The organism is Prevotella sp. P2-180 (assembly GCF_002251435.1).
In the GTDB taxonomy this organism is placed as follows: Bacteria; Bacteroidota; Bacteroidia; order Bacteroidales; family Bacteroidaceae; genus Prevotella.
The window spans coordinates 39243-57607 of sequence record NZ_NPJI01000028.1 but is presented as its reverse complement, the minus strand read 5'-3'; the positions used below and the strand labels follow the sequence as shown (position 1 = coordinate 57607).

The following is an 18365-nucleotide window of genomic DNA, read 5'->3' as shown; positions in this document are numbered from 1 at the left end:
GGGGGCCCACCTCTTCCCATTCCGAACAGAGAAGTTAAGCCCGCTTGCGCCGATGGTACTGCAATGCAATGTGGGAGAGTAGGAGGCCGCCTTCTTTTTAACAACAGTCCCGAGGATAGCAATATTCTTGGGACTATTTTTGTCTTATTTCATTAATCCCTGTATTATGTCCTTAAGATTTTTATACCATCTATTTATTAAATGTGCAAGGTTTGGTCGAAGCAAGGGATTTGGTATTCAATCGCCTACGCATTATTCGTTTGTCAGATATGTTATCAATGAACGATATCCTTATTATGCGTATAACGATTTAAAGGATATGTTTCCAGAAGTGTCGAAAATCGACAGAGCACATTTAGAATTGCTATTTAGATTATCCAATTGGAGACAACCAAGTATTGTTACTTTATTAGGTTGTGATACTCACATATACAGAGAATATATACATAGAGGGTGTAATAAATCCTTGATTCATGATTCATTTCAGGATAGAGCTATTTCTGATTATGTTATAATATCAGCAAATGTTTTGGATGTTTGTCTTGACACATTATTATTATATATATCAGATAACTCAATATTGGTGGTTGAAGGTATTAATACCATTCACGCCACTTTATGGAACGATATAACAAAATGTAAAAGAGCGACGGCTTGTTTCGATCTTTACTTTCTTGGAATTGTTTCTTTTTCCAATAGTCCATATAATAAACAATATAAACTTAGTCTACAATTATGAAGATAACGAAAGTATATACTAAAACAGGCGACAAGGGACTGACAAGTCTTGTAGGAGGTGTTAGAATAAGCAAATCTGATGTCAGATTAGATGCCTATGGGGCTATAGATGAACTTAATTCATTTATAGGTTTGCTGCAAGTGTATGTTTCAGATACCAAGGTAACTGAGACCTTAACCCGAATACAGTCGAACTTATTTGTTGTAGGTGCACATTTGGCAACCGACCAAAACGTTACGCCCCTCTACGACTCTGCCAAATTGTCTTCCAATGAAATAGTTTTTATCGAAAAGGAGATAGACACGATGCTATCCGAATTACCGGAAAAATTAGGTTTCGTGCTGCCTGGAGGTGGACATGCTGGTGCAATGGCGCATGTTTGTCGTAGCGTTTGTCGTCGGGCAGAACGATGTATTGTTGGATTGTCCTCAAATTCTATCGTTGGCGATGAAATTATTCAATATGTGAACAGATTATCAGATTATTTCTTTGTTTTGGCAAAAAAATTAAATATTATTGATAATAAAGCAGAAAAAATTTGGTCTAAACCTTGTAAATAAAAAATAATTTATTACTTTTGCGCTCAAAAAATAACAATAATCTCATAATAGTATGTATTGGACACTTGAATTAGCATCAAAATTAGAGGATGCGCCCTGGCCTGCAACCAAAGACGAATTGATAGATTATGCTATTCGTTCGGGCGCTCCATTGGAAGTATTAGAGAATTTGCAGGAGATAGAGGATGAGGGTGATGTTTATGAGAGTATAGAAGATATCTGGCCTGATTATCCTACAAAAGAAGACTTCCTGTTTAACGAAGACGAGTACTAAAAGAAAGCAGAAGAGGGCCGCTCCTATTTATATAGGACGACCCTTTTATTCTTAAATTCTATATTGTGGTTTTACGTAGGTATATTATATTGTTTTTGTCTTTCGTGGCTTCACTTGAGGTCATGGCACAATATGATGCGCATTTTTCACATTATTGGGCTATGGAATCGTCGTTTAATCCTGCAGCAGTGGGCAAGACAGACAAGGTGAATGTGGTGGCAGCTTATTCCATGTCATTGACCAGTTATGAGAATAGTCCGAAAACGATGTTTGCCGGTGGAGATTTGCCTATAAAAATGAATCAATCTGCCCATGGTATAGGATTAACTCTGTTGAATGACGATATCGGATTGTTTTCCCATAAAAATATGGCGGTACAATATTCGTATCGACATAAGTTGTTCGGAGGATTTCTTAGTGGAGGTCTGAAAATAGGCTTTTTAAGTGAAGGGTTCAAAGGTTCTGAAGTGGATTTGGAGACACCCGATGACCCCGCTTTTACCAAGACAGATGTAAATGGAAGTAGCGTGGATTTGGGATTTGGTATTTACTATTATAACAACATATGGTATGCAGGATTGTCTGCCCAACACCTTAACTCTCCAAAGATTGAAATAGGAGAAAAACAAGAATTTGATGTTTCAAGTATATATTATTTTACGGCTGGATACAATATTCGAATGAAAAATCCGTTTCTAACTATACAACCATCGGCACTTTGTCGTACAGATGGAGTGGCCTTCAGGGCTGATATAGGAGGCAGACTTACATATTCTAATGACAATAAACTCTTTTACGCCGGATTGTCGTATAGTCCAAATAACTCTGTTACAATATTGTTAGGAGGGAATTTCCATGGAATATCTGTTGGCTATAGTTACGAGGCATATACATCTGCCATAAGTCTCGGTAATGGAGGACATGAGATATTTATTGGTTATCAGACAGATGTAAATCTTGGCAAGAAAGGAAAGAACTTGCATAAAAGTGTCAGGTTGTTATAGTATCTATTGAGAATTATAAGAAAATATATAATATGCGGAAAAATATATCGATAATCTGCCTATTTGTTCTGGCGATGATTGTCAGTTCTTGTTTAGGAGGAAAGGCAGTGTCTGCCTCAGGCGGAGAAGTAACTGGCGTGTCAGGGAAAGCGTTTACAGAACCCACTCCATACGGGATGGTTATGGTTAAGCGCGGTCACCTTCATATGGGTATTGACAAACCTGACAGCCTATGGGGACGTCCTACGCCGGTAAGGGATATCTCTGTTGAAGGCTTCTGGATGGACGAACGGGAGGTTACTAACTCACAATACCGACAGTTTGTGAACTATGTCAGGGATTCCATACTTAGGGAACGTCTTGCCGACCCCGCTTATGGTGGCGATGAGACATACAAGATAGAGGAAGATAAGAACGGAGAACCTGTAACCCCTCATCTGAATTGGAAGAAACCACTTCCACGTAAACCCAATGAGGATGAGTTGCGAGCTTTTGAGAGTTTGTATGTTACAAATCCGGTGACTGGTGAAAAACTGCTTGATGCAAGCCAGCTTAACTTCCGATATGAGATATACGATTATGCTGAAGCTGCGAAACGTAAGTATAGGATGAATCCGGCAGAACGCAATCTTAACACTGATGTTAATGTTAATCCTAATGAGGAAATATGGATTTCAAAGGACACTGCGTATATTGACGAAGAAGGAACAATAATACGGCAGACTATCAACAGGCAACTCACCGGTCCATGGGATTTTCTTAACACGTATATAGTCAATGTATATCCCGACACCACATGTTGGGTGAATGACTTCCCCAATGCAGACAACGAGGTGTATATGCGCCATTATTTCAGCAATGCAGCCTATAATGATTATCCTGTTGTAGGAGTTACTTGGGAACAGGCCAATGCTTTTTGCGCTTGGCGCACTGACTATTTGCTGAAAGGCCTAGGCTCTGCTGCAAAATATGTGCAGCGCTATCGTCTTCCCACTGAGGCGGAATGGGAATACGCTGCACGTGGAAAAGACCAAAACGAATTTCCGTGGGACAACAACGATGTGTCAACAGGTAATGGTTGCTTCTATGCAAACTTCAAACCAGACAGGGGTAATTATACAAAAGACGGAAACTTGATAACCAGTCGTACAGGAATATACCAGGCAAATTCAAATGGTCTTTATGACATGGCAGGAAATGTGGCTGAATGGACCAGTACTATTTATACTGAAGCTGGTGTTGAGGCCATGAATGATATAAATCCGCAGTTAAAGTATAATGCAGCAAAGGAAGACCCTTACCGATTGAAGAAAAAAAGTGTAAGAGGAGGATCGTGGAAAGACCCAGAGTCGCATATCCGTTCAGCATGGAGGTCGTTTGAATATCAAAACCAACCACGCTCGTATATAGGCTTCAGATGTGTGAGGAGTTTAGCTAACACAACAAGTCAGAAATCTAAAAAATCGAAGAAATAATGACAGAGTATAGTAAATATAATATTGTCTATCGTCTACAGAAATGGATGGACAGCGTCATAGGACAGACGTTCTTGAATTACGCCTACAGTTGGGGCGCTTCTGTCGTGATATTGGGTACGCTTTTCAAACTTACCCACCTTCCGGGAGCAAATCTCATGCTATATCTTGGTATGGGTACTGAGGTGCTTGTTTTCTTTCTGTCGGCTTTCGACCGGCCTTTTGACAAGACAACCATAGGCCTTGATTTAACCACAGGAACAGATGCTGCGAAAGAAACTGAGGTGGATGAGAATATGTCTTCTCAGGGTAATGTCTCGTCTGAATCTTCTGGTAAGGTGATTATTACAGGCAATGTACAACCGATAGCACAAGGAATGCCAATGCAACAAAGCATTGCGGTTGTTGGAGGTTCTGCGGCTGTTGGCGGTTCTGTATCTGCCGAATCAACACAAGAGATGGAAGAGGCGACAAACAATTATGTAGAAGAATTGAAGCGCTTGACAACCATGCTTTCTGCTGTCGCAGACCAAAGCCAGCGTTTGACACGTGATTCTGAAGAGATGGAAAACCTTAACAGGACACTTACCGGTATTAGTCGCGTCTATGAGATGCAACTGAAGAGCGCAAGTGCCCAAATGGGTACCATAGACGAGATTAACGAACAGTCTAAACGTATGGCGGAACAGATAGCCGAACTTAACAAGATCTATGCGCGTATGATAGAAGCGGTGAAGGTCAGGGCATAATTCCCGGTTTTCACTAGTTTTTTAAACTAAATAGGATTAAGAACAATAAATAAGTTGCATTTAAATGGCAATAAAAAAACGTCCTGTATCTCCACGTCAGAAGATGATAAACCTAATGTATGTCGTCTTGATGGCAATGTTGGCACTTAATGTGTCAACAGAGGTACTTAATGGCTTTTCTATTGTTGAGGATAGTATAAACCGGACAACGGCCAATGCCTCAAAGGAAAACCAACGAATATATGACTCTTTTGTGGAACAACTGAAGTCTAATCCGGCCAAAGTACAACAATGGTATGAAAAAGCTCAGGAAGTGAAAATGATGAGCGACTCCTTGTATAATTTTGCAGAGGAACTGAAGATAGCAATAGCAAAAGAGGCCGATGGTGCAGATGCCGATATACATAATATCAGGAATAAGGAAGACCTTGAATCTGCTAACCAAGTTATGCTGGGTCCAGGGCGTGGACGTGGCAAGGAACTCTATGAAGCTATAAATTCATTCCGTGAGCGAATACTTTCCATGACATCTGATGAATCTCAGCGCAAGATAATCTCAAGCAATCTTACTACAGAACTGCCCCAAAATGCATTGTCGATGGGAAAGAATTGGCAGGAGTATATGTTTGAAGACATGCCGGTTGCAGGAGCTGTCACTCTCTTGTCCAAGTTGCAGTCTGACATCAGGTATGCAGAAGGAGAGGTGTTACATTCACTCGTGTCAAATATTGACATGAAAGATATAAGGGTGAATTCTCTCAAGGCATTTGTCATACCAAATGCTCAGACAATAGTAAGAGGCGACAAATTTTCTGCCCATATAGTTATGGCTGCTGTTGACACTACCCAAGTGCCGGACATATATATAGGTAATAGAAAAATGTCGTTGAACGACGGATTGTTTGAGACCATTTGTGGACGTACGGGTGATTTTACACTTGCCGGATATATAGAGATGCTAAACGGAAGCGGTGAAAGAATTAGACGTGACTTTAGTCAGAAATATACTGTTGTAGACCCATCTGCAACAGTGTCAGCCGACCTGATGAATGTCCTTTATGCTGGTTATAACAACCCGATAAGCGTCAGCGTGCCTGGCGTGCCATTAAACAAGGTTCAGGCGACGATGACAGGAGGAACGCTTCAGCCAGTGGGTGCCGGAAAATATATCGCCCGTCCATCTTCGGTAGGAAAGGATGTTACAATCACGGTTTCTTCTACCAATACAGGAAGAGCGCAGCAAATGGGGCAGTTTACTTTCCATGTTAGGAAGCTGCCGGATCCTACCGCATATATTGCCATGAATGATGAACATGGAAATCCTACACGTTATCGTGGCGGAGCAATGTCAAAAGCCAACCTTATGGCCGTTGAGGGCATTGGCGCGGCCATTGATGATGGTATCCTGGATATAGGATTTAAGGTGTTAAGTTTTGAGACGGTATTCTTCGACAATATGGGTAACGCGGTACCTATGGTCAGTGAAGGGGCTCGTTTCTCTGCACGTCAGAAAGATACATTCCGCAAGTTGCAACGTAACAAACGATTCTATATATCCAGAGTCACGGCAATAGGACCTGATGGAATACAGCGAAAGCTAACAACATCAATGGAAGTTATTGTCAAATGACAATCAGTATTGATGACCGGCTAATGAATAATGAATAACGATAGAACAATATGAAGAGAATAGTCCTTTTAATAGCAATCATATTCGCATTCGGTGCCGCTATAGCCCAACCGAAAGCTCGTAAGAACGACACAAAGAAAAAAAGTACGTCAACAAGTGGTATGACATTGAGAGCTCGGGAGATGTTTCCAACGGCCGTTGAAATGCCAGAGAACGTTGTATGGCGACGTGACATTTATCGCGAACTTGACCTTACTAAGGAGGCCAATGCATCATTGTATTATCCTGTAGAGCCCGTAGGCAAAGAGATGAATCTCTTTACGTATGTCTTCAAGTTGGCTCTTTTTGGCTATATCCCGGTTTATGAGTACAGACTTGACGGAAGTGAAGTGTTTAATGATTCATCAAAAGTGAATATTAAAACAATATTGGACAACTATCATATCTTCTATGAAATGAAAGACGGGAAAGTGCGCGTGGATAATAGCGATATCCCGTCTGCGGAGGTTAAACTTTATTATCTGAAGGAAAGCGCATATTTTGATGAGTCAAACTCTACTTTCCGACGTAAGGTACAGGCTTTCTGTCCTATCATGGTGCGTGATGATGACTTCGGTGGAGAGCCTTCGAAATATCCTCTATTTTGGGTGAAATATAGCGATGTGGCATCCTATCTAAGTCGCCAGTCTATTCAGGCAAGTAGCATAAACAATGCGACCACCATGAGTATGGAAGACTATTTCACCCTTTCTCGCTATGAGGGCAAGATATACAAGACGAATAACCTCCTTGGCAGGACTCTTGCACAGTATTGTCCTACCGACGAGGCAATGGCAAAGGAACAGAAAAAAATAGAGGACGAGCTTGCCGCATTCCAGAAAAATCTCTATGGCGACCAAGCTAAGAAAGACTCTTTGGACAGCATAGCGAAGCTCGACCCTAAGGTAATGAAGTCGAAGAAGGCAAAGACCTCTGCCACCAAGACAAAGACCACCAAGGTGAAGAAGGCAAAGACTCCAAAGAGTTCGTCTTCTGGTGGAAGCGGCGCGGCAAGAGTTACCGTAAGAAGGGAAAGACATTGAAAATGAAGAATGAAGAATGAAGAGTGAAGAATAATAAAATAAAAAAGGTATGAAAAATAAAAGACTGATTATTGCGGTTGCTGTCGTGCTTATGATGATGGCAGCCATTCCTTCTATGGCACAGGTTAAATTCGGTGTCAAGGGAGGTCTTAATGTTACGAAAATGAGTGTGTCGTCTGATGTCTATTCTGCCGACAACAACAATGGCTTCTTTATTGGTCCTACTGTGAAGTTCACGCTCCCAATAGTTGGCCTTGGCATTGACGCCGCTGCCCTATACGATGAGCGCAAGGGAACTCTCTATATTGAAGATATGGTTGGTAAGAAAAGTAATGACGTGAAGTTCAAGAGCATTAACGTTCCTGTAAACCTGCGTTGGAATATCGGTCTTGGCAGTCTTGCCGGCATATATCTTGCCGCAGGTCCACAGTTCGGTTTCGCCTTGGGCGACTTCAGCGACGCTTGGGACAGCAGCTTTTACAAGAAGGAGAATATGAATGTGAGCATCAACCTTGGTGCAGGACTCAGCCTGCTGAAACATCTTGAACTCGGTTTCACATATAACATCCAGACTAAGGACAGCTATACCATCACCGAAGACTATGCCGGTGGCAACCTAGGTCGAGAAATTACCAACATAAAAACTAATGCATGGCAGATTTCTGCCGCTTATTACTTCTGATTTAGTTAAATAAATATAAATATTTAGGACTGCAAGGGTATATTCTTTTTCTATTATGTGAAAAGTTTGTACCTTTGCAGTCCGATTATTAGGGGAAGACTTAGAGCCCCACGGATTGTTGTGTTAATAGCTGTGCCTTTGGCCGGACGCAGTGGTTAGTGAATCAGCATCCAAAAAGTAAGAAAATGTTTTTTAGTAGTAAAATTTAAAATTTAAAAATGAACACTTTAAGTTACAAGACTATTTCCGTAAACAAGGAAACAGCTAAGAAAGAGTGGGTAGTTATCGACGCTACCGACCAGATTGTTGGTCGTCTCTGCTCAAAGGTTGCCAAGCTCCTTCGCGGAAAGTACAAGCCAACTTTCACTCCGCATGTTGATTGTGGAGACAACGTAATCATTATCAACGCAGCTAAGGTTGTGTTCTCTGGTAAGAAAGAGACCGATAAGGTTTACACTCGTTATACTGGCTATCCTGGTGGTCAGCGATTTAATACACCTGCCGAACTCCGTAAGCGCGTAGGTGGTGTTGACAAGATCATTCGCCACGCTGTAAAGGGCATGCTGCCAAAGGGCCCTCTCGGACGCAGTTTGATGGACAACCTCTATGTTTTTGAGGGAACTGAGCACAACAAAGAGGCTCAGAAGCCAAAGTCAATAGATATTAACCAGTATAAATAATTAAGGTAGAATGGAAATAGTAAATGCAATTGGTCGCCGCAAGAGTGCTGTAGCACGTGTTTACGTCAGCGAAGGTACTGGCAAGATTACGATCAATAAGAGAGACATAACAGAGTTTTTCCCATCAGCTATCCTTCAGTATGTAGTAAAGCAGCCCCTTGAACTGCTTCAGGTAGCTGAAAAATACGATATTAAGGCAAACCTCGATGGTGGTGGCTTTACCGGACAGAGCCAGGCACTTCGTCTCGCTATCGCTCGCGCATTGGTAAAGATTAACGCAGAGGACAAGAAGGCACTTAAGGTTCAAGGCTTCCTTACCCGTGACTCACGTTCTGTAGAGCGCAAGAAGCCAGGACAGCCAAAGGCACGTCGTCGCTTCCAGTTCAGCAAGCGTTAATATCAGCTATCGTTTAGTATCTAAACTGGAGAGACTCCTTGATATAATCGGGAGAGGACTACTCGCCGGTTGGTTCTAACAAAGAATTAAAAAGAAAGTAAACAACAAATTAAAACATTTAGACATTATGTCAAGAACAAATTTTGATATGCTGCTGCAGGCTGGCTGCCACTTTGGCCACCTTCGCCGCAAGTGGAATCCAGCAATGGCTCCATATATTTATACCGAACGTAATGGTATTCACATCATCGACCTCCACAAGACAGTTGCTAAGATAGATGAGGCTGCAGAAGCTTTGAAGCAAATTGCAAAATCAGGAAAGAAGATACTGTTCGTCGCTACTAAAAAACAGACTAAGGACGTGGTAGCTGAAAAAGCTGCTAGCGTAAATATGCCTTATGTTATCGAGCGTTGGCCAGGCGGAATGCTTACCAACTTCCCTACAATTCGTAAGGCTGTAAAGAAAATGGCGAATATCGACAAACTGATGAACGATGGCACTTATTCTAACCTTTCAAAGCGTGAGTTGCTTCAGGTAACTCGTCAGCGTGCCAAGTTGGAGAAGAACCTTGGTTCTATCGCCGACCTTACCCGTCTGCCTTCAGCCTTGTTCGTAATCGACGTTTGCAAGGAGTCTATTGCAGTGAAGGAGGCCAATCGTCTTGGTATTCCTGTATTTGGAATTGTCGACACTAACTCTAATCCTAAGGATATCGACTTCATCATCCCGGCAAACGATGATGCAAAGGACAGCGTAGAGGTAATCCTTAACGCATGTTGCGCTGCTATAGCCGAGGGTATTGAGGAGCGTAAGGTTGAAAAGGCTGACGATAAGGCTGCCGAGGCTCAGGCTGATGAGGCTGCTGAGGGCAAGAAGCGTAGTGCCCGTAAGGCACGCAAGGACGCTCCTGCCGCAGAAGCAACTGAAGAGTAATATTTTTAAATTTCTTATAAAAGATAATTATGGCTTACAAACCAAATATGGAAGACATCAAGAAACTCCGTACCATGACCGGTGCAGGACTCGCTGATGTCAAGAAAGCTCTTACCGAGAGTGAGGGTGACTTCAACAAGGCAATGGAAATCATCCGTGAGAAGGGTCAGGCTATCGCAGCAAAGCGTTCTGACCGTGAGACTTCTAATGGTTGCGTGCTCGTGAAGGCTGTTGAGGGCTTCGCAGCTATCGTTGCCTTGAAGTGTGAGACTGACTTCGTTGCCAATGGTGCTGACTACATCAAGCTGACTCAGGACATCCTCGACGCAGCTGTTGCAGCAAAGGCTAAGAGCCTCGACGAGGTTAAGGAACTGACAATAGCAGACGGCACCAAGGTACAGGACGCTGTTGTCGCTCGTTCTGGTATCACTGGTGAGAAGATGGAGCTCGATGGCTACAACTTCATCGAAGGTGACAATGTAGAGGTTTACGACCATATGGGCAAGCACACTCTCTGTACAATGGTTCAGACCAACAAGGCTGCTCAGGAGCAGGGTCACGCTATCGCAATGCAGGTAGCAGCCATGAAGCCTGTAGCCCTCAATCAGGAGTCTGTTCCTCAGTCTGTTATTGACGAGGAGATTCGTGTAGCTGTTGAGAAGACCAAGCAGGAGCAGGTACAGAAGGCTGTTGAGGCTGCTTTGAAGAAGGCAGGCATCAACCCAGCTCACGTTGACTCTGAGGACCACATGGAGTCAAACATGGGTAAGGGCTGGATCACCGCTGAGCAGGTTGCCCAGGCAAAGGAGATTATCGCTACCGTATCAGCAGAGAAGGCAGCAAACCTCCCAGAGGCAATGATTCAGAACATCGCCAAGGGTCGTCTGAACAAGTTCTTCAAGGAGTCTTGTCTGCTTAACCAGGAGTTTATCCAGGACAGCAAGCTTTCTGTAGCTGACTATCTGAAGGCTGCCGACAAGGATCTGACAGTGGTTGACTTCAAGCGTTTCACACTTGCAGCTGAGTAATTTATAACACTTGCATATATTTAAGGAGGCTGTGTAATCCATTTCTTTTGGAGTATAGCAGTCTCCTTTATTGTTTCTGTTCACTTTATTACTTTTTTAGCAACTACTTATGATATGGAGCGTTGAGAATTGAGTCAAAAAAGGTCAAATGATAAAAGATGTTAAATATTTGGGGGGGGGGTAGTGCTAACTACTATATTTTTATTACCTTTGTATCCGATATTCTTAAAATGATTAAATAATCAACTGGGATTAATACTTTTCAAGGCGTTGTTGCCCGATTATAACAAATAATATTATGCTACACATAGGAAATAGGATTAAAGAAGTGCTAACATCAAAAGGTGAAAGTGTTAATTGGTTGGCAGAAAGAATACCTTGTGAACGTTCGAATGTATATAATCTCTTTCGGAGGCAAAACATAGGTGTTGATCTATTATTTAAGATTTCACTTGCACTAGACCATGATTTCTTTTTAGATTTATCTAATGACTTGAAAACAAAAGACTGAAGACATTCACCCTCATTCTAAGCAAATATGCCAGGAGTGAGGGTGAATGTTTCTCTATATGTATTCCTTTGTCTGTATTTCACCTTTCAATACGCCAAAGGCATTGTAAGCCAGCGATTCGATTTCGTTTTCTCCAGGCATTATGACAATATTTCCTAAAAAGTCAATCCGTTTTTCCAGTAATGCCATGCAGTATTTGCTATGAGCGATACCGCCAGTGAGGATAATGGCGTCAACATTTCCCTCGAGAGTAACAAACATAGCTCCTATTTGTTTAGCAATGGTATATATCATTGCATTAAGCACGTTGACATACTCCTTTTCGCCATTTTCAGCTATAGATGATATGGTTATCATGTCGTTGTTGCCGAAGTAAGCCGTCATACCTCCCCTTCCATGTATTAGTTTCATAATCTGTTGTTTGCTGTATTTTCCACTGAAGCAGAGGTCGACGAGTTGTCCGGCAGGAATAGTACCGGCTCTTTCAGTAGAGAAAGGTCCTTCTCCGTTCAATGCATTGTTTACGTCCACAACGCGTCCCCTTTTGTGAGCACTAACAGATATGCCACCACCTATGTGAGCCACGATAAGATTAAGGTCCTCATATTTTTTTGCAATGGAAGCAGCATATTTTCTTGAGCATGCTTTACTGTTTAGCGCATGGAAAACCGATATGCGTTTTATTTCAGGTATTCCTGTATACCTTGAGACACAGTCCATTTCATCCACCACGACCGGGTCGGCAATGAATGCCTTGCAACCACACTCTTGAGCAATGGCATCCGCGAGTAGTCCTCCAAGGTTGCATGCATGATCCATGGGAGCGTTTCTCAGGTCTTTTTTCATGTTTTCGTTAACAAGATAGACCCCTCCCTCGAGAGGTTTTAGCAATCCGCCTCGCCCAATTACTGCATCAAAGTCAAACACAATATTTGACTCCGACAGTCTTTTCCTTATGAAATCCATTCTGTAAACATATTGTTCCGAAGAATGGTGGAAAGATGCCAACTCCTTTGCGGGATGATGAGCACCAGACATCCAAATCGGTTTGCCGTCCTCATAGATTGCAAGCTTTGTGGATGTAGAACCAGGATTAATAATTAATACCTTCATAGTATATAGATTATGTTACAGTCAATAGTCATTATTACTTAGAAAGCAAGCTAATGCCAAACTGAAATATTTCGACTCAACAGAGTCAGCCCTTGATGATACGACCACCGGAACGTCAGTGCCTTCCAGCCATCCCGCAGTTGTAGCGTTGGCAAACAGGCTTATTGTTTTATAAAAAGTGTTTCCGCTTTCGATGTTAGGGAATATTATTACGTCAGCATTTCCCGCCACAGGCGAAATGATACCTTTTATTTCACTGCTTTCGGTGTCGCAGGCCGTTTTGACATCCATAGGTCCGTCAACAATACAATTCCCATATTCCCCATTTCCCGCTCTTCGTATTATTTCCTTGTAGCTGATTGTGTGTTCAAATTTTGGATTTGTCTTTTCCGAAAAATGAGTTAGTGCAATACTCGGAGTCTCTATGCCCAGTCTTCTGCAAGCCTCCGCAGTATATCCCACTATGGCATGAAACTGTTCAAGAGTAGGATGAGGTATTACAGCTGCATCAGAAAACATCAGGAGTTTTTTGTATCCTTGTATTTGTGCCATTGCGATGTGTGTCATGACACGTCCTTTTTTCAGTATCCCCGATTGTTTGTCGAGTGCTGCGTGAAGGAGAACGTCAGTGTTGAGTGTTCCCTTCATCAGGATGTCAGCTCTCTTTGCTTTAGCAGTTTCCACCGCCACTCTTGCCGCCTCCTCGTCGTTTCCGCACTCTATCAGTTTCACGTGTTCCTTATGGCGCTCAATGATAAGGCTCAGGTTTTCGTCCACTTGTCTTCCCGCCGTGAGTATAAATTCGGCAATCCCGTTGTCCAGTGCCATGTTGATTACTTTTTGCGTATGACTGTCATGAGGGCATGCAAGCGCAACAATTTTCTTTTTGTCAGTCTGTCTTAAAGTTGTAGTAAGAACAGAAAAATCAGTAAAATGTTTCATGGAAGTATCTTTTTGGTGCAAACTTACATAAATTATTTGAATTAATATAGTTAATTTCTGATAAATCCGTCTTTTTTGGAGGAAAAATCATTAATTTTGCCCATTGATATTAAGATGATCATTAATTATGTCGTGTATTTTACATATAGAAACCAGCACTAATGTGTGTTCAGTAGCTGTCAGTGAAGATGGGCAGTGTATTTTTAGCAAGGAAGATTTTCAAGGCCCTAACCATGCCGTGACGCTTGGAAAGTATGTTGATGAGGCTCTTTCCTTTGCCGATAGTCATGCTATTCCTGTTGATGCTGTTGCTGTAAGCTGTGGTCCTGGTTCTTACACTGGTTTGCGAATAGGAGTGTCTATGGCTAAGGGCATTTGTTATGGTCATTCCATTCCGCTTCTGTCGGTTCATACCTTGAAGTTGATGTGTGTACCTGTTTTGCTTCGCGAACTGGTTTCAGAGGAAAACGCCTTGCTTTGCCCAATGCTCGATGCGCGTCGAATGGAGGTTTATGCTGCATTATACGACCGCAGTTTAAAGGAGGTGAGAGCTACTCAGGCCGACGTAGTGGATGGTGAGACATACTTGCCTTACCTTGAAAGTCGCCCTGTATATTTCTTTGGAAATGGTTCAGACAAATGTCGCGACGTGTTGAGTCATCCCAATGCTCGCTTCATCAGCGACATCCATCCTTTGGCAAAATGGATGATGCCCTTGGCTGAACGCAACATGATGAATGAGGAGTTTGAAGATGTGGCATATTTCGTGCCTTTCTATCTCAAGGATTTTGTTGCCAAGCAACCAAAGAAACTTATTTGAACAATTTTTGGAAGTTAAGGAAGAAGTTTCTTTGAACTCCAATATAATATAAAACAGAAACTTGAATAATATATGGACATAGAAGGATTAGATTATAATACCCAACGAGAGGGACTCGTAATGCCGGAGTATGGCCGTGAGATTCAGAATATGGTTGACTATGCCATTACGATTCCTGACAGGTCAGAACGTTTGAAGTGTGCCAAAACCATTGTAAAGATGATGAGTACCAAAAATACCCAGAATCTTGAAGAGCAAGAATATGAAAAAACTCTTTGGGATCATCTTTACCTGATAGGACGCAAAAAACTCGACATAGACTGGCCCTTCGACGTAAGTGACGCTGAGAAGATGTTAGAGCGACCAGAGCCAATGCCTATCCCGGGCAAAACCCACACTATACGCTTCCGCCATTATGGTCATTTGGTAGAAGAATTGTTAGAGAAACTCAAGACCATGGAACCGGGAGTGGAACGTGACCAGTTGGTAAGCAAGACCGCAAATCAGATGAAGCGCGACCTTGCCCTTTGGGGTCATGGGTCTATTGCCGATGAGAAGGTGGCCGACGACATGGCACGTCTTACCGATGGTGTAATACAGTTGGATCTGAACATGTTCCGTTTCGAGAAGGTACGTGTCGACAATTCAAACGGTACGTCTTCAAAGAAGAAAAAGAAGAAATAAGATACTCAATTCGCATACCTTTTTTATATATTAATATGGCAGCATTTATTATAGAAGGTGGACATCCTCTCAGCGGCACCATTACACCTCAGGGAGCCAAAAACGAAGCTCTTGAGGTTATTTGTGCCTCATTGCTTACTTCCGACGAGGTTGTGATAGAAAATATTCCCGATATTAGAGATGTCAATAATCTTATACTTTTGCTGAAAGATATGGGAGTGAAAGTCACTCGTTTAGAGAAAAACAAGTATTCGTTTTTGGCAGACGAGTTGGATCTCGGATATCTTCAGAGCGACGAGTTTGTAAAGAAGTGCTCGTCGCTACGAGGCAGCGTACTAATGTTCGGTCCGCTTCTCGCCCGTTTTCATAAGGCTGTCATAGCTAAACCCGGTGGCGACAAGATAGGTCGTCGCCGCCTCGACACTCATTTTCTAGGTTTCAAATATTTAGGAGCCAAATTCCGCCATGTTGACGACAGAAACGTCTTTGAGATAGGAGCCGAACGCCTTAAGGGTTGTTATATGCTGCTTGATGAAGCATCTGTAACAGGAACAGCCAATATCGTTATGGCCGCAGTAATGGCAGAAGGCACCACCACGATATACAATGCGGCATGCGAACCATATATCCAGCAGTTGTGTAAGATGCTGAATTCCATGGGCGCACGAATAAGCGGCATAGCCAGCAATCTTCTCGTAATAGAAGGAGTGAAATCGCTGCATGGCACCGTGCACACCATACTTCCAGATATGATAGAGGTGGGGTCGTTCATAGGAATGGCAGCTATGGTTGGCGATGGCATACGCATCAAGGATGTGTCGTTGCAGAATCTTGGAATCATTCCCGATGCTTTTCGCCGTTTAGGTGTTAGGGTAGATGTGGAAGGCGACGACTTGGTCATTCCTCACCAGAGACATTATGTGATAGACTCGTTTATTGATGGTACGATCATGACATTGTCAGATGCCCCATGGCCAGGGCTTACCCCAGACCTTTTGTCTGTTCTGATAGTAGTGGCCACCCAGGCCCGTGGCAGTGTATTGTTCCATCAAAAGATGTTTGAGAGCCGTCTATTCTTTGTAGACAAGCTGATTGATATGGGAGCTCAGATAATTCTTTGCGACCCTCATCGTGCCGTTGTGGTAGGTCACGACCACCAAGTTACCCTAAGAGGCGGCAGAATGGCAAGTCCCGATATCAGGGCAGGTATAGCACTTCTGATAGCAGCCATGAGTGCCAATGGCAAAAGTCGCATTGACAACATTGAGCAAATCGACCGTGGTTATGAGAATATCGAATCTCGCCTAAATGCTCTCGGGGCAAAGATAGAGAGGGTAAACTAAGGTTTATGATAAGACAAGAAGAAGTATTCAAAATAGGAAAGATTGGCAAGCCTCACGGAGTGAAGGGCGAGGTGGCCTTTCGGTTTAGTGACGATGTCTTTGACCGTGTCGACGCAGACTATCTGATACTGGAAGTTGATGGGATACTGGTACCGTTTTTCCTTGAAGAGTATCGTTTCCGAAGTGACGAGGTCGCATTGGTGAAGTTTTCAGGTGTCGACACAGTTGAACGTGCATCAGAACTGACAGGTTGTGACGTATGGTTTCCACGAAGTCTTGCCTCTGTTGATGATGAAGAGTTGACTTGGAGTCAAATAGTGGGCTATGAGCTGCGTGATGTCAACAACCATGGTAATGAGCATATTGTAGGAAGCATAGTAGATGTTGACGAGTCGACGGAGAATGTGCTTTTGACCCTTGATAATGGTATGTTAGTGCCTGCGGCCTACGAACTGATAGTAGACATAGACCATTCGAGGCAATGTCTGTTGATGAACTTGCCTGATGGATTGTTGAATTTATAGACCATTCAAAAAAGAAAATAATGACAGACGGAAGAAAACAGATAGCCATTTTGGGGTCTACAGGCTCCATTGGCACTCAAGCCCTTGAGGTTATCGAGGAACATAGTGACTTGTATGAGGTATATTGCCTCACTGCCAACAACAAGGTGGAGGAACTGGCCGCTCAGGCATTGAAGTTTAAACCTGCCGCAGTGGTAATAGCCAATGAGGCACATTACGACCGGCTAAGGCAAATGCTGGCTACAGAACCTGATATCAAGGTATATGCAGGCGCTCAGGCTATCGACGAGATTGTAGAGTCAGGACCCATCGACATGGTTCTCACTGCCATGGTCGGGTTTGCTGGTCTTTCTCCTACCATTCATGCCATAAAGGCAGGTAAGACCATTTGTCTTGCCAACAAGGAGACACTCGTTGTGGCAGGAGCCTTGATATGTCAGTTGGCACATCAGTATCATACCCCCATTATACCTGTAGATAGTGAGCATTCAGCCATATTCCAATGCTTGACAGGCGAAACTGGCAACGACATAGAGAAGATATTGTTGACTGCCAGTGGCGGCCCCTTCCGCACATTCGACATCACCCGTCTTTCTCAGGTAACAAAGGCAGATGCCCTTCGCCATCCCACATGGAATATGGGTGCAAAAATCACCATCGACTCCGCCACAATGATTAATAAGGGCTTTGAGGTTATCGAGGCAAAATGGCTTTTCGGTGTTGAGGCCGATAATATTGAGGTATTGGTTCATCCGCAGTCTATTGTGCATAGTGCGGTGCAGTTTGCCGACGGAGCGGTGAAAGCTCAGTTAGGCGTGCCCGATATGCGTCTGCCCATCCAATATGCTTTTTCATATCCCGATCGTCTGACGCTTTCTTCCAGTCGTCTTGACCTTTTCGCCCATCCTTTAGAGTTTTTCCGTCCCGACCTGGAGAAGTTCCGTTGTTTGGCGTTGTCGTTTGAGGCAATAAAGAAGGGAGGCAATATGCCTTGTATACTAAATGCAGCCAATGAAGTGGTAAACCGTGCATTCCTCGACGACCGTTGTGGCTTCCTTCAGATAGCAGATACTATTGAGCGCACTATGAATAAGGTTGCGTTCGACCCGAGTCCAGATTACGACATATATATATCCACCGACCGTGAGGCGCGTCGTGTTGCAGCAGAGATACTTTGTTTATGATTATTAATAT

General features: G+C 43.0%; 19 protein-coding genes and 1 rRNA gene. 18 read left to right on the top strand and 2 right to left on the bottom strand.

Annotated features, from left to right (window positions below):
• From rrf to tsf, 13 genes are all read left to right on the top strand, one after another.
• Positions 1-95 (top strand): 5S ribosomal RNA (gene rrf, locus CIK98_RS04200); the annotation flags it as partial.
• 640 nt (positions 96-735) lie between these two features.
• Positions 736-1299, top strand: a complete 564-nt coding sequence (locus tag CIK98_RS04190; protein WP_141210404.1) for a cob(I)yrinic acid a,c-diamide adenosyltransferase — start codon at positions 736-738, stop codon at positions 1297-1299.
• Positions 1300-1351: 52 nt separating this feature from the next.
• Positions 1352-1573, top strand: a complete 222-nt coding sequence (locus tag CIK98_RS04185; RefSeq protein ID WP_021852076.1) for a DUF2795 domain-containing protein — start codon at positions 1352-1354, stop codon at positions 1571-1573.
• Positions 1574-1638: 65 nt separating this feature from the next.
• Positions 1639-2577 carry a type IX secretion system membrane protein PorP/SprF gene (locus tag CIK98_RS04180; RefSeq protein WP_371683239.1) on the top strand — a complete coding sequence of 313 codons (939 nt, stop codon included), beginning with the start codon at positions 1639-1641 and terminating at the stop codon, positions 2575-2577.
• A gap of 32 nt (positions 2578-2609) precedes the next feature.
• Entirely contained in the window at positions 2610-4052 is a 1443-nt protein-coding gene (locus tag CIK98_RS04175) for an SUMF1/EgtB/PvdO family nonheme iron enzyme (protein ID WP_094383028.1), read from the top strand.
• Positions 4052-4801, top strand: a complete 750-nt coding sequence (gene gldL / locus CIK98_RS04170; RefSeq protein ID WP_094383027.1) for a gliding motility protein GldL — start codon at positions 4052-4054, stop codon at positions 4799-4801. Before CIK98_RS04175 ends, gldL begins: the two co-directional genes overlap by 1 nt.
• Positions 4802-4865: 64 nt before the next feature.
• Positions 4866-6431 carry a gliding motility protein GldM gene (gene gldM / locus CIK98_RS04165; protein WP_094383026.1) on the top strand — a complete coding sequence of 522 codons (1566 nt, stop codon included), beginning with the start codon at positions 4866-4868 and terminating at the stop codon, positions 6429-6431.
• Positions 6432-6481: 50 nt separating this feature from the next.
• On the top strand, positions 6482-7513 hold the full coding sequence (gldN, locus tag CIK98_RS04160; protein WP_094383025.1) for a gliding motility protein GldN: 1032 nt from the start codon (positions 6482-6484) through the stop codon (positions 7511-7513).
• A 49-nt stretch (positions 7514-7562) separates the two neighbouring features.
• The gene (locus CIK98_RS04155; protein ID WP_253249640.1) at positions 7563-8195 is read left to right on the top strand and encodes a porin family protein; all 633 of its coding nucleotides are present in this window, start codon (positions 7563-7565) and stop codon (positions 8193-8195) included.
• A 218-nt stretch (positions 8196-8413) separates the two neighbouring features.
• Positions 8414-8875 carry a 50S ribosomal protein L13 gene (gene rplM, locus CIK98_RS04150; protein ID WP_094383023.1) on the top strand — a complete coding sequence of 154 codons (462 nt, stop codon included), beginning with the start codon at positions 8414-8416 and terminating at the stop codon, positions 8873-8875.
• A gap of 10 nt (positions 8876-8885) precedes the next feature.
• Positions 8886-9272, top strand: coding sequence for a 30S ribosomal protein S9 (gene rpsI, locus CIK98_RS04145; RefSeq protein WP_094383022.1), 387 nt, complete (start codon positions 8886-8888; stop codon positions 9270-9272).
• Positions 9273-9399: 127 nt separating this feature from the next.
• A complete protein-coding gene (rpsB, locus tag CIK98_RS04140; protein ID WP_094383021.1) occupies positions 9400-10206 on the top strand; it encodes a 30S ribosomal protein S2 in 807 nt (268 codons plus the stop codon).
• 29 nt (positions 10207-10235) lie between these two features.
• Positions 10236-11234, top strand: a complete 999-nt coding sequence (gene tsf, locus CIK98_RS04135; RefSeq protein ID WP_094383020.1) for a translation elongation factor Ts — start codon at positions 10236-10238, stop codon at positions 11232-11234.
• A 565-nt stretch (positions 11235-11799) separates the two neighbouring features.
• Here the strand turns inward: tsf and buk are convergent.
• A complete protein-coding gene (gene buk / locus CIK98_RS04125) occupies positions 11800-12858 on the bottom strand; it encodes a butyrate kinase (protein ID WP_094383018.1) in 1059 nt (352 codons plus the stop codon).
• Positions 12859-12879: 21 nt separating this feature from the next.
• Complete coding sequence (locus CIK98_RS04120; protein ID WP_253249639.1) at positions 12880-13686, bottom strand: phosphate acyltransferase; 807 nt, start codon at positions 13684-13686, stop codon at positions 12880-12882.
• Positions 13687-13927: 241 nt separating this feature from the next.
• On the opposite strand from CIK98_RS04120, the gene tsaB reads away from it, so the two are divergent.
• The 5 genes from tsaB (at position 13928) to CIK98_RS04095 (ending at position 18355) form a co-directional block, all read left to right on the top strand.
• Entirely contained in the window at positions 13928-14620 is a 693-nt protein-coding gene (tsaB, locus tag CIK98_RS04115) for a tRNA (adenosine(37)-N6)-threonylcarbamoyltransferase complex dimerization subunit type 1 TsaB (protein WP_094383016.1), read from the top strand.
• 72 nt (positions 14621-14692) lie between these two features.
• Positions 14693-15304 (top strand): DUF4290 domain-containing protein, encoded by a 612-nt coding sequence (locus tag CIK98_RS04110; protein ID WP_094383015.1) that lies wholly within the window; start codon positions 14693-14695, stop codon positions 15302-15304.
• A 35-nt stretch (positions 15305-15339) separates the two neighbouring features.
• The gene (gene murA, locus CIK98_RS04105; protein WP_094383014.1) at positions 15340-16647 is read left to right on the top strand and encodes a UDP-N-acetylglucosamine 1-carboxyvinyltransferase; all 1308 of its coding nucleotides are present in this window, start codon (positions 15340-15342) and stop codon (positions 16645-16647) included.
• Positions 16648-16652: 5 nt separating this feature from the next.
• Positions 16653-17171 carry a ribosome maturation factor RimM gene (gene rimM, locus CIK98_RS04100; RefSeq protein WP_094383013.1) on the top strand — a complete coding sequence of 173 codons (519 nt, stop codon included), beginning with the start codon at positions 16653-16655 and terminating at the stop codon, positions 17169-17171.
• A gap of 20 nt (positions 17172-17191) precedes the next feature.
• On the top strand, positions 17192-18355 hold the full coding sequence (locus CIK98_RS04095) for a 1-deoxy-D-xylulose-5-phosphate reductoisomerase (protein ID WP_094383012.1): 1164 nt from the start codon (positions 17192-17194) through the stop codon (positions 18353-18355).
• The last annotated feature ends 10 nt before the right edge of the window (positions 18356-18365 follow it).